Here is a 12,560-nt window from a genome sequence, read left to right on the forward strand (position 1 = left end):
CATAGCTTTACTCCTGGTTGGGGTAGATTGGGAAACGACTGGTACTGTGTCAGCCTACATTTTGACCAAATCTACAAATAGGCTCATAGAGCTATAAGTCAAAAGCCTCGGTACTTACACCGAGGCTTTTTGTTGTAAAAATTGTCTTTTAGTGACTGTATAGCAGTCGCCAAGGCGACTCTTGACGCTCACCAAATACTGAAACCTTGACCCGTCAATATGCATTCCTTCTGCCTTCTGCCTTCTGCCTTTTGCCTTCTGCCTTTTGCTATAGCTACTTGCCTGACTCACTTGAAAGGTTGTTCATGCACAGACTGTTTCAATTACTACTCAATTTCTGTATAGCTTTTATTCTTGTTTTTTGTGTTACGTCTGCCTGTCAAGCATCGTTGAGCGAAGTTACCGAACATGAAACTCCTCCTTATGGTTCTTCTAGAGGCAATGAGGGAAAAGTTGCTAGTGCTGACGTAATTTATCAAGCATTTGATATGCGGCTACGGGAGGTCAAAAAACAACTTCCTGAGCTTCAAAAGCAAGGCTTTACCTACATCCAAATTTCGCCACCTCAGAAGAGTAATCCAGCATCCGATTGGTGGGCGCGATATCAACCGATTGACCATACTGTACTTGAAAGTCCTTTAGGGAATGAAAAAGACCTCAAAGCACTCATTGACTCAGCCCATAGTCGGAAGATGAAGATAATTGTCGATGTGGTTCTCAATCACATGGCGAACTATGGGGAATATGTCAAAACATTGAAATATCCTCAGTTCTCACCCCAAGATTTTCATCCAAAAAATTGTATCGACTACAATAACCGCGCTTCGGTGACACAAGGTTGGATTAACTGTAATCTTCCTGATTTGAATACTAATTTGCCTCATGTTAGGCAAGAAGCCAAAAATTACCTTAAGAAGCTTGTAGTGCTTGGTGCTGATGGTTTCCGGTTTGATGCCGCAAAGCATATTGAACCTGACTACTTTCGTGATGTACTGACAGTAGTACCAGCAGATAAGTTTGTTTATGGCGAAGTGATTGGACAAACACTTGAAGAAAGCAACGAATATACAGGCGTATTTTCAGTAACAGACTTTCATCTAGTGAGTGCAATGATTGAGGCTTTTAGTTTAGGCGGTGATTTGCGATCGCTTATCAATCCAGTAAGTTCAGGAAAAGCCCTACCGGGAACAAAAGCAGTTACGTTTGCCCAAAACCATGACATAGCAACCAATCAAATCGGCTTCAAATTTTCTAGCCAGGAAGATGCGATGCTAGCCAATGCTTTTGTCCTTGCCCGTCAGGAAGGATTTCCAATTGTCTACCGCGATGATGTACAGAATTCGATTACCAAATCTGGTGTTTACTTCCACCAGAAAATGATAGGTGAGTCGCAATACTTCCGTAACGGTAATGAAATCGCGCCAGGTGCCGATAATCCCAATATGCTTTTTATTGAACGTGGTGATAAGGGTTTGGCAATCATCAATAAAGCTGGCGCATTTTTTGATGTGAAGGCAGCAAAAATGCCAGGTTTAAAAGTTGGCTGTTACCAAGAAGTGCGCTATAACTTTACGATGGCAATTGGTAAAGGTGGTGATGGTCAGAAATACATCACAAGATGGGGAACAAAGCAAAGGGGAGGCATTCAAGTTAGCCCCAGAGATGCACTCTTTTTCGTGCCAACCTCTACAAGTAAATGCCAATGATATTTAATACTTCTTCAACTTTCCTAGAAGCGATTAAAGTTCAGGGCTAACATGGGTGAAACTGCCACTTGGAACCGTGGCAACGGTTAGCGTTCTAATTGTTGAGGGAAATGCTTATGCCCGCTAATGCTCCGTTACACTCCAAGCCGTCGCTAGGAGGCTTATATGTCAAAACTGGCGAAAAACAGTTAGCCTTCCCGCTAAAACATACCGAAGTTCTTAGCAAAATTGCCGGAAATCTGTCACGAGTAGAGGTGACGCAGACCTTTGAAAATCCCTTCACTGAAGCATTAGAAGCCATCTATGTATTTCCGTTGCCGGATGAGGCGGCAGTGGATGACATGGAAATTAAAATTGGTGAGCGTATTATCAAAGGCAACATCAAAAAGCGGGAAGAAGCCAAAGAAATTTACGAACAAGCGCGGCGAGAGGGGCGAACGGCTGGCTTATTAGAGCAAGAGCGAGACAATATTTTCACCCAATCTCTCGCGAACATCAAACCCGGCGAAGCAATAGACGTTACCATCCGCTACACCGACAGCCTGGAATTTACAGGTGGCGACTATGAATTTGTCTTCCCGATGGTTGTTGGTCCTCGGTTCATTCCTGGTACAGCGATTGATGAAAGTGGTGATACTGACCAAGTTCCCGATGCTTCGCGCATCACTCCGCCTGTGATACCTCCTGAAACTCGCTCAGGGCATGACATCGGCGTAACAGTAGAGATTGATGCGGGTGTGCCAGTGAGTAACGTTCGCTCCACTTCTCACCAACTCACAATTGAACAGGATGGGCAAATTGTGCGGGTGAAACTGGGTAAGGAAGACACGATTCCCAACAAAGACCTGATTGTGCGTTATCAGGTGAGTAGTGACAACACCCAAGCAACGGTACTTAGCCAGTCAGATGAACGAGGCGGTCACTTCACGGTTTATCTTATCCCGGCATTGGACTACCGCAGTAATGAGATTGTACCCAAGGATGTTGTGTTCCTAATGGATACTTCTGGCTCTCAACATGGTGACCCCTTGCTGAAATCTCAGGAATTGATGCGTCGGTTTATCAATGGGCTAAATCCTGACGACACGTTCACGATTATTGATTTTTCCGATACCACGACTCAGTTATCGACCCACCCTCTGCCCAATACAGCGCAGAACCGTACAAAGGCAATAAACTACATCAATCAATTGCAAGCGAATGGTGGCACCTACTTACTCAATGGCATTCGTGCGGTACTGAATTTTCCTGCCGCACCAGCAGGGCGTTTGCGAAGTATTGTGCTGCTAACAGATGGCTACATTGGCAATGACAACGAAATTCTTGCCGAGGTACAACAAAAGCTGCAACCGGGAAATCGCCTTTATAGCTTTGGTGTCGGCAGTTCACCGAACCGATTTTTGCTCAATCGCGTTGCAGAGATTGGTCGGGGACATCTCAAGTTGTTCGTCAAAATGAACCGACAGAGGAGGTTGCCGAGAAGTTCTTTCGCCAAATCAATAATCCTGTCCTGACGAATATTCAAGTTGTGTTTGAAGGTACAGGGGAGGCAATAATTTATCCTTCTGCACCTCCTGACTTGTTTGCCCAAGAGCCTTTAGTTCTGTTTGGGCGAGTTTCCCCTTTACCAGAAGATCCCACGCCTAGTACTCTCCGCATCACAGGGACGGCGGCAGGTGGAACTCACTACGAAAAGACATTTAACCTGAATTTTGAGGAAGCTGGCAATCCTGCTATTGCCCAGTTGTGGGGACGGGCGCGGATTAAAGACTTGATGAAGCAAATGTTCGGCTATGAAACAAAGGCTGGGGTTGAGGCAGTTACGGATACAGCTTTGACGTATCAGTTGTTATCGCAATATACCGCTTTTGTTGCTGTGAGTGATGATGTGCGTGTCGAGCCAGAACGCGAATCTATCTCAATGCAAGTTCCTGTTGAGATGCCCCAAGGCGTTAACTATCAGGGAATTTTTGGCAGCGCTAATCTTGCTCGTATGCAGCCCCGGATGGCGAGGCTTCGTGCTCGAAGCTCAGCGGCACCGAAGTTTGAGAGTTTCGCGGCTCCAGAACAAGAGTGTCTAGATGCATTTGATACTACCTTAATTGATCCTGGGATAATTGATGATGAGGAAGTTACCTTAATCGGTCAAATGATTGATGATGAGGATTTGTCTTCTTCAAGATCAGTGGGAAGTAATGCCCAACTGCAAGTCGTCATCGTCACGGGATTGGATCAAGCAGCAGTGGCAGATCTAACGCGACATCTACAACAACTAAATTTACCTTCTGGATTCAGTGGTGAAATTGTCTTCGAGTTTGTAGTGAATAAAGGTCGTGTTGGCCGAATTGTGTTGGATGAGGAGGCTTCAACGCTCAAAGAGTTAGCCGTGATTGAGAGGATTAAGCGATCGCTTATCTCCTGGCGAGTCCCCCAATCTGCTACGGGTACAGTTTGCCTAACGTTGCGTATCCAAACTTAGGAACGCAACCGGAAAGCACTAGAACTCTTCAATTGTGACCAACCCATAACTAGTAGTGGTCTGGGGGTGGATAAGTCTCCCACGATAAATGAGTACAGACGACAGTCAAGGCGATCACTTCATCGAATCGGCTAACGAGGGCAAAGGCTTTGCAAAAAAAATAAGAGAGTCACTTTAGGCGGCTCTCTCAGTCATCAGGGTGCATCTAATAACCTTATTATTACCTTTAGGAATGAGGGGTGTCACCCCCCATTCATGAAGAATTAATGAAGTGTAAACAGGCACTCGCCCCCTGTCTTCTGACTCTTCTCTGGAAGCACTTAGATGGAGTTTCAAAGGAGCCAATATATTTGAGAATTAATTCAAGTATCTGTGCCCTGCCTCCACAAGAGCGTCGCCTCCTTTATTGAGGCGTGTCAACCTTGGGTTTAGGCTTAGGCTTAGGCTTAGGCTTGGAGGTAGCACCAGGGTTGGGTTGGGCAGCGTTGTTGCCTGAAACTGGCTTGGAAAAGGGCTTCCGAGCTTTTGATGCCGCAAGTTTTGTCCTCGCTGCCTCTTGCTTATCCTTCTTACCAGCTTTTAGGTAATTAGGTGGCGACTCAGAAGGGATTCCTAAAAGCGATACGAACTCAAAGTTGTCGCTTGCGCTGTTGAACCGGGCTTTGATCTGCACAAAGGACGCTTTGCCCTGAGTCTCTTTATCCAGGTTTTTGTTGAACCGGAATGGGGGCACAGGGGCATCTCGCCAGAGTACCGGAATGTGAGATGCCTTCATGAAGTTTACTTTTTTGTCCAAGGGTGCCGATTTGATGTACTCAAGCCGTTGCTTATCAAAGTTTTTAAATACTGAGATGCAAGGTACCCGACAAACCGGAATGAACTGCCATAAACCACAGATTTTGAACTCGTTTTCTTCCAGAACACTCTCAATTCCCTCTCCAGACACCGAGTGACCGACAAACCCTGCCAGTTGGAAGGCTAGGCGGTAGGGCTGTTTTCCTCCAGGGAAGTGAGTAATCCTGGGATAGACGATTAACTTTTGCTGGGTAATCCCGGTACAAGTAATCTCTTTTTTAAGCGCCTCATAAGCCCGCTTGTGGGTGCTGGCATAATAGAGTGCATAGGACTTTTCACCGATTGTCACAAAGGTTTTGTCCTCCTCGCTGGTTATGTTACCGAAGATTATGCCAACCGCTTGAAATAAGACCGCCTCAGCGGGGTCAGAGGCGACTGGGTCGGGTACTGGCGACTGGGTCGATTCTGGGTCAGAGGCGATGGAGTCGGGCACTGGCTCCGGGTTCTGTTCTGGGTCAGCGGTGACTGGGTCGGGGATTGGCGACTGGGTCGATTCTGGGTCAGAGGCGATCGCATTACTCTCAGGGGAAGAGGTGGAAATGGAAGAAGAGGCAGGAGCAAGCTCATCCACTGGGTTGTGTGCCTCTGGCTCCGGGGTAGAGACCGCATCTATTTCAGGCTTTTCAATTTCTAGCGTTGCTGGTTGTTCCTGTGACGGCTCGACTTGGGAAGCTGAACGCTTAAGTGCAAGAATATTCAATCCCTTGGTTGGGGGTGTTACTTGTTGTTGTGGACGTTTCTTTTTCATATTTGTGGTTCAACAGAGGATGCTTATCTCAGCCTAAACACTTAGCTGTACCAACTTACTTAATATTGAACTCATTGTGCCGAAAGAAGTCGAGGCGAAATGCTAAAAGTTAGGTTGAGGTAGAGCTAGGTCGGGCGTGTTAGTAGTCGGGACGAGGAAGTTTGTCAAGACAGACTTTTGAATAGGCATTGACAAGAAGCGGCAAAACATCTGTAGCCACCTTAAGTGAAATCCAGACTTGATGTAAATTTGAGGCACTGAGCGGGGTCTTACATACACTACATTTTGTGGGAGAACCAGCCTCTACTGTTGCTCCTACAGGAAGCTTATACCATTTATAATGATGGAGGTTTTTCTGGCTCAATGAAGTCAGTCAAAACTTCGTCCGGTTCATCTTCCAATTCATCAAAGCTATTACATCCAAACGTTACCGTAGTCGGCTGTACTAGGTTAGGGATATGAGCCTCTTCATTACTTAAATTAGATGGATCAAGAGCCGCTTGGGTCAGCATAGAACTCGCGATACTCTGGCGAAGTTGTGCGACTTGCTCACTCAAGCGAGTAACTTTTCCCTCAAGTCCTTCCACCTGCGCTAAAGTTGCATAACGCTTCGCCTGATTGCCCCTCTCAAAAAACTGAGTCAGGATTTCGCTGAGTGCGCTTGAAGTCTCCTCCAACCCTTTTTGCTCTTGATAGGACATGAGGGCTTGATAAAGCTCCTCCGGTAGGTAGATGCTAACTAGCTTTTTGTACGTGGTCATGAGCAATGTTTTCAGAACAACTTGGTTGTAGGAGGAAGCAACAATCTCTCAAATTTTAGCCCTGGTCAATTGAACATCCGAAAGTAAGGTTTTCTCATCCTCGCTAGAATGTTGAGTTGGAGATTAATTGAGCCGTCACACATCTCAAGAGTAATTCATGTCTAATTGGGTTTGGTTATCCAGAGTAACGTTACTGAGCTTTGTTGGGACAGGTGCCTTTGCCGTTTTATTGTTCTCAGGACGGGGTTTCAATCAATCAGCAAGTACGCCTAGCGATCGCATTCCCTCTACGACTACCTCTCCAGGAAAGATTGAAGCGGTGGATTTGTCCACATTCCCTCTGCCGACTTCGATGACTGGACGCGATCGCTCAATGAAATTTGCAGGTGACTCAAAAGTCCCCACTCGTCCTTTTGACCTTCAGCAAAGCCTAACAAGCTATTCTCCCCTGTTTGCCGCTCCGACATCATTAGGAATGGTAGCGATTGGTGTGGCAGAGGGAAATTATCGCTTACTTGTAAAAGACAGTACCCTCTATGTGCAGCAGACACCGTTCTACTTTGGACACACCGACCCCGGAAACTTAAGTTGGGGTGATGTCGTGAGTAACTATGGTCCCTGTAGCGACCAAGGACGTAGTAAGGGAGATATTGCCTTAGCAGAGCGGATATGCTTAGAACGAGCGCTCAATGGTCTGCCAACCCAGCTATTTGACTTAAACGCGGCGGGAATCGACCCAAATCTCGACTTAGAAGCAGTGCTGAACACAGCAGACTTATACAATCAAGCCAGTCCAATTCACTCCCGCTACTTCCCAAAAGCCTTAGCGATTGCCCGAAATGGAGGATTGAAAGGAATTGAGGCGCTTGCTTGGGCAAGGACTGCGTCCTTCTACCTCAACTTCAATAATGAGATGGATATAGAAGGGGGTTCAAACAAGGCAACGGGGTTAATAGGCATCTGTGCCAGAGAAAATCGTCCGACAACCGAGTGGCAATGTGTCTATGACGATCAAATGCGACGAGTAAAAGCGATCACTAACGTCTTAGAGAAATATCGCAGTCTCATCCCACAAGGAAAAACAAAGCCAAACTAGACTCAAAGAAACACACTACACACTCAACTCATGGTTCATCAGGAGCAAATTTCCCTTTCCACAGATAGTCATGGCGATATGCATGACATCACTGAGAAGGTGAATTCCATCGTCAAGAACTCCGGCATCAAAACGGGAATGGCTCACATCTTCAATATTGGTAGTACGGGAGCAATTGGTACGATTGAGTTTGAGCCAGGACTGCAACGTGACTTACCTGAGATTTTAAATAAGCTCATTCCACCGAGTCGGGACTATGGACATGAGCAGATGTGGCACGATGGCAATGGACACTCCCACCTGCAAGCGACTTGGCTTGGTCCTTCCCTAACTGTGCCTATCCAGAATGGGAAGCTAGAGTTAGGAACTTGGCAACAAATCTTCCACCTCGAATGTGACATCAAACCACGCCAACGCAAAGTCGTTGTAACGATTTATGGGGAGTAGTGACGTTAGTGCTATTCGGGGAATAGCTAGAGAGGTTCCAACGGCTCAATTTATCATTGGGGTACGCTCACTTAACTTCTGGGGAAAAACAGCGATCGCTTTTTTATAGCGATGCTCGTATCAGTGAGGTACATCTTACTTTCTTGCCTATTCCCCATTCCCGAAAACCCAGAATATTGTACCTCATCCTTTAGGAGAACCGCTATAACTACAGATTTTTGTCTAACAGATGACGCTACTCTATTTAAAATTAATTGCATCTAACTAAATCCGAACTTTGCCATGAAGCTAATTCGTCGCTCATTTGTTCTGCTTGTACTTGCCTTGCTGACGACTCTTACCGTAATTGCCTGTGGGAGTGGTGGTAGTGGTGAAACAGTCAAAGTCGGCTCAAAAGATTTCACCGAGCAATTCATTTTGGGCGAAATGTATGCTCTAGTCCTAGAAAACAGTGGCATCAAAGTTGAACGTAAGTTGAACTTAGGAGGTACACCCGTCGCCCAAGCGGGTCTTGAAAGTGGTCAAATTGATTTGTACCCAGAGTACACTGGCACAGGTTTATTAACAGTTTTGAAGCAACCTGCCAATAGTGACCAAAAGCAGGTATTTGACACAGTTGCCAAAGCTTATAAAGAAAAATACAACTTAGTCTGGCTAGAGCCTGCGCCGATGAACAACACTCAAGCCTTGGCGATGAGTCAGGAAGATGCGGCAAAATATGGCATCAAGACAATCTCCGACATGGTGAAGAAGGCAAATCAACTCACAATCGCCAGCACAGCGGAGTTTCAGGAGCGTGAGGATGGATTGCCCGGTCTTAAAAAAGTCTATGGCAACTTTGAATTCAAAAAACTGATTCCTCTCGATCCTGGATTGAGGTATCAAGCTTTAAAAAATGGTGAAGCCGATGTCGTTGAAGCGTTTGGCACAGATGGAGAGATTAGTGCCTTGAAGCTAGTTGTCCTAGAAGATGACAAGAAGTTATTCCCACCCTACCAAGTTGCGCCAGTTGTGCGTCAGGAAGTGTTGGATAAGAATCCGGGTATTCGTGATACTCTCAATACCCTTTCTCCTAAACTGACAGATGCGACAATGCAACGCCTAAACTATGAGGTAAGCGGTAAACAGCGTGAACCAGCAGAAGTAGCAAAAGAATTTCTGACTCAGGAAGGATTGTTAAAGTCTTGAGGAAATTGTTATACCAATTCTCTAGGAAGGTTGCACTTAATAACGAGGTGATGATGTAATTCCATCCACAAATAGAAGCGATCACTTCTGCTGAGATGGAAGCCTTGAACCTGTTTTAACTTCCGTCTTATTCATCTTTAGATCCCTCGCTTGTTCACTATCAAATTTTTTTAGCACCTTGGTATCAAGAAATGGAAAAGTATTTAGTCACCAAAGAAGAGATTGAGTTTTATGAAGGGCTGGAAAAAACACATTTTCTCAACTCCAATGCTCGCAGACTGAATAAGTCTTTAGGAGATTTGACAGGTTTAAAAAATATCGGTTTCCACATCATTGAAGTAGAGCCTGGACGTGAATCAACGGAGCTTCATATGCACTATCACGAAGAAGAGTGCGTATACGTTCTCTTAGGAGAAGCTGAGGCAACAATTGGAGAAAGCGTTTATCCAGTTAAAGCAGGAGATTTTATTGGATATCGCGCTGGTGGTAAGCCGCACAAGCTGAAAAACACAGGCAATTCTATATTCAAATGTATAGTAGTTGGTCAAAGGCTAGACTATGATATCGGTGACTATCCAAATTTGCAGAAGCGTATATATAGGAGCAAAGGTTTAAAGTGGAATCTGGTCGATATGGAAAATATAGCTGAACCAGTAGCAGGTAAGAAGGCATAACAGGTAGAATGCATTTCCTCAATCGAAACTTTGATTACCCGCTCCTTTGTTGCAGCAGTTACTGCATAACGCAGCCGGTGTTGTAATTCTTCACTGCTCTCATGCACTTCTACTCAAAACCGATTTCCCATACCCCTACACCCTTACCTCTGTCTCTTATAATTTAGTGCATCTTCATGGAGAATTGGTATTAGTAGCTAGTAGTTTGTTTAATCCTTAACTACTAACTCTTCAAAGTTACGGCTAAATTTAGGAGTAATAAACGTGGTGAAAATTGTTGATCGTAAATCATTAGGGATTCAACCCGTTTATGACATTGGTGTGGAACGTGACCATAACTTTATTTTGGCAAATGGGAAAGTGGCATCAAATTGCTTCAACAAATCCCATTCAACAGCTTATGGTTATGTTACTTATCAAACCGCTTACCTAAAAGCGAATTATCCCGTTGAATATATGGCGGCACTACTCACGGCTAGTAGTGGAACCCAAGACAAGGTGCAGAAATATATCGGTACCTGCTCAAGCATGGGAATTGATGTATTGCAACCTGATATCAATTGTTCTGAGATTGATTTCACGCCTGTAGCTGGCAAAATATTGTTTGGATTATCAGCAGTACGAAATTTAGGACAAGGGGCGATTGAGTGTATTTTAAATGCCCGTAATACTGATGGTGCATTTAAGTCACTCGCGGATTTATGCGATCGCGTTGATTTACGTGCTGTTAACCGTAGAGCCTTGGAAGCCTTAATTTACTCTGGTGCTTTTGATAGTATCTCACCGAATCGTAAGCAACTGATTGAAAATCTAGAAGCATTAATTAGTTGGGCGCAAGATCGGGCGAAAGATCGAGATAGTGGACAGACTAACATTTTCGATATTTTAGGAAGCACGAATGGAACCAAAAACACTAATGATGCGGCATTAGAATCTGCCCCTCAGCCTCCTAATATTCCTGATTTTTCCGCGCAGGAAAAGCTACGCTTAGAAAAAGAACTGCTAGGTTTCTATGTATCTGACCATCCTCTAAAATCAGTGGGACAAGTCGCTAAACTTATGTCTCCAATTAACCTTTCGGACTTAGCTGAGCAAAATCAAAGAGCGACTCTTAGCGCAATCGTGATGCTGACGGATGTCAAGCCCATCATCACAAAAAAAGGTGAACCTATGGCAATTGTGCAGATGGAAGACCTGAGCGGTCAAGCCGAGGGTGTTGTCTTTCCTAAAAGTTATAAGCAAATCGAACAATTCATCAAAGCTGATGCCCGCATCATTGTTTGGGGCAAAGTAGATCGGAAAGATGAGCAAATTCAGATGATTATTGAGGATGCTGAGTTTATTGAAACTGTACAAATGGTAGTTGTTGAACTACCACCAGAGCGAGTCACTAAAGATGGACTCACCCATTTAAGAACTATTCTGAAAGAATACTCCGGGCAAAAAAATCATGCGAAAAGACCAGTCTTAGCAACAGTAGCCACATCACAGCAACACCAATTTGTTCGCTTTGATTCTAAATATTGGGTACAAGACTATAAGGCAGCAATTAACGCTCTCAACAATGCTGGATTTCCTGCCCGTGCGTCTTCGCTTAATCGATAACAGGTAAGCTGTTATGCCTCTAGAGAAAAGGGGAAGGGTGAAAGGTGAAAGGAAAATACTTTTTTCCATGAGTGCATATTACAAATTAAAGGCGTAATAGCTTAGTAGCTCTCAAGTTATAAAAAGTGTCACATATACATCTTTAATGCTTCTAATACCGACATGCATTCAAAGAGCTAACTTTCTCTCCCTGTGCTTCCCCTGCTTCCTCTGCCTCCCTACATCCCCTGCTGAACGGAAGGGCTGAGAAACTCTCCCAGTAAAGGTTTACTCTGCAAGATACAACTGTAAGTAGACTAGCGTCAGCTTCTTAACTTCTGCCATGACTCGTTCTCGAAACGCTTCATCTCGGCTCAAAGAAAGGACATGAAGTTTACCAACCATTGACACAGTTACTAAAGCAATCAGCTCAGATTCTTCTGGTTTCAAGATAGGAACACGTAGAGCATAAAACGCTGCTAATTGTTTAGCAATTTGACGATCAACCTCCGCCTGCATTGCTAGCACTTCTGCTGAGGCTCCGTGTGAATGTACAAATACTGAACGGAAACCAGGGTGTTCAATGAAGAACTGATTAAAGGCATCACTGGCTTGCTCAACATAGACAGACAACGGTAAATGGACAGCCTCTGGCGTGTGTAATTGTGCGATCGCGTACTGCAACTGTTCAAGGTAGCGAACTGCCAGAGCCTTGAGAATTGCCACTTTATCTGGGAAAAAACGATAGAGTGACCCGACTGACATCTTGGCACGAGCGGCAATCTCAATTGTTGTCGCCCCCTCAAAACCCCTGAGGGCAAATACCTCGTCAGCAATGTTCAGAATGTGGTTCACCCGTTCAATGCTGCGGGCTTGTTGCGGCTTGCGCCGCATCTGGTCAGAGTTGGATGAGCCTTCAAACATTTTCTATTCATGTCTTGACAAACGCGAATAAGTATTCATATTTTATGAACATGAATACTTATTCACATCTTCCCTCAAATTAGATTTGGTGGAGACTA

General features: G+C 44.8%; 9 protein-coding genes and 1 pseudogene. 7 read left to right on the top strand and 3 right to left on the bottom strand.

What is annotated here, in order from left to right:
* Positions 1–389: 389 nt before the first annotated feature.
* Together AC5JL3_RS06085 and AC5JL3_RS06090 are read left to right on the top strand one after the other, a co-directional pair.
* Positions 390–1,706 carry an alpha-amylase family glycosyl hydrolase gene (locus AC5JL3_RS06085; RefSeq protein WP_496073618.1) on the top strand — a complete coding sequence of 439 codons (1,317 nt, stop codon included), beginning with the start codon at positions 390–392 and terminating at the stop codon, positions 1,704–1,706.
* A 110-nt stretch (positions 1,707–1,816) separates the two neighbouring features.
* Positions 1,817–4,185: pseudogene (locus AC5JL3_RS06090) on the top strand (VIT domain-containing protein).
* A gap of 403 nt (positions 4,186–4,588) precedes the next feature.
* On the opposite strand, the gene AC5JL3_RS06095 reads toward AC5JL3_RS06090, so the two are convergent.
* The gene (locus tag AC5JL3_RS06095) at positions 4,589–5,788 is read right to left on the bottom strand and encodes a hypothetical protein (protein WP_496073619.1); all 1,200 of its coding nucleotides are present in this window, start codon (positions 5,786–5,788) and stop codon (positions 4,589–4,591) included.
* A 335-nt stretch (positions 5,789–6,123) separates the two neighbouring features.
* Positions 6,124–6,549 carry a hypothetical protein gene (locus AC5JL3_RS06100; RefSeq protein WP_496073620.1) on the bottom strand — a complete coding sequence of 142 codons (426 nt, stop codon included), beginning with the start codon at positions 6,547–6,549 and terminating at the stop codon, positions 6,124–6,126.
* A gap of 157 nt (positions 6,550–6,706) precedes the next feature.
* On the opposite strand from AC5JL3_RS06100, the gene AC5JL3_RS06105 reads away from it, so the two are divergent.
* The 5 genes from AC5JL3_RS06105 (at position 6,707) to AC5JL3_RS06125 (ending at position 11,559) form a co-directional block, all read left to right on the top strand.
* On the top strand, positions 6,707–7,645 hold the full coding sequence (locus AC5JL3_RS06105) for a hypothetical protein (RefSeq protein ID WP_496073621.1): 939 nt from the start codon (positions 6,707–6,709) through the stop codon (positions 7,643–7,645).
* A 30-nt stretch (positions 7,646–7,675) separates the two neighbouring features.
* Positions 7,676–8,092, top strand: a complete 417-nt coding sequence (locus tag AC5JL3_RS06110; protein WP_496073622.1) for a secondary thiamine-phosphate synthase enzyme YjbQ — start codon at positions 7,676–7,678, stop codon at positions 8,090–8,092.
* A 282-nt stretch (positions 8,093–8,374) separates the two neighbouring features.
* Positions 8,375–9,280, top strand: a complete 906-nt coding sequence (locus AC5JL3_RS06115) for a glycine betaine ABC transporter substrate-binding protein (protein WP_496073623.1) — start codon at positions 8,375–8,377, stop codon at positions 9,278–9,280.
* 191 nt (positions 9,281–9,471) lie between these two features.
* The gene (locus AC5JL3_RS06120) at positions 9,472–9,954 is read left to right on the top strand and encodes a cupin domain-containing protein (protein ID WP_496073624.1); all 483 of its coding nucleotides are present in this window, start codon (positions 9,472–9,474) and stop codon (positions 9,952–9,954) included.
* A 267-nt stretch (positions 9,955–10,221) separates the two neighbouring features.
* Entirely contained in the window at positions 10,222–11,559 is a 1,338-nt protein-coding gene (locus AC5JL3_RS06125) for a helix-hairpin-helix domain-containing protein (RefSeq protein ID WP_496073625.1), read from the top strand.
* A 267-nt stretch (positions 11,560–11,826) separates the two neighbouring features.
* On the opposite strand, the gene AC5JL3_RS06130 is transcribed toward AC5JL3_RS06125, so the two are convergent.
* Positions 11,827–12,462 carry a TetR/AcrR family transcriptional regulator gene (locus AC5JL3_RS06130; RefSeq protein WP_496073626.1) on the bottom strand — a complete coding sequence of 212 codons (636 nt, stop codon included), beginning with the start codon at positions 12,460–12,462 and terminating at the stop codon, positions 11,827–11,829.
* Between the last annotated feature and the right edge of the window lie 98 nt (positions 12,463–12,560).

Source organism: Symplocastrum torsivum (assembly GCF_059505465.1).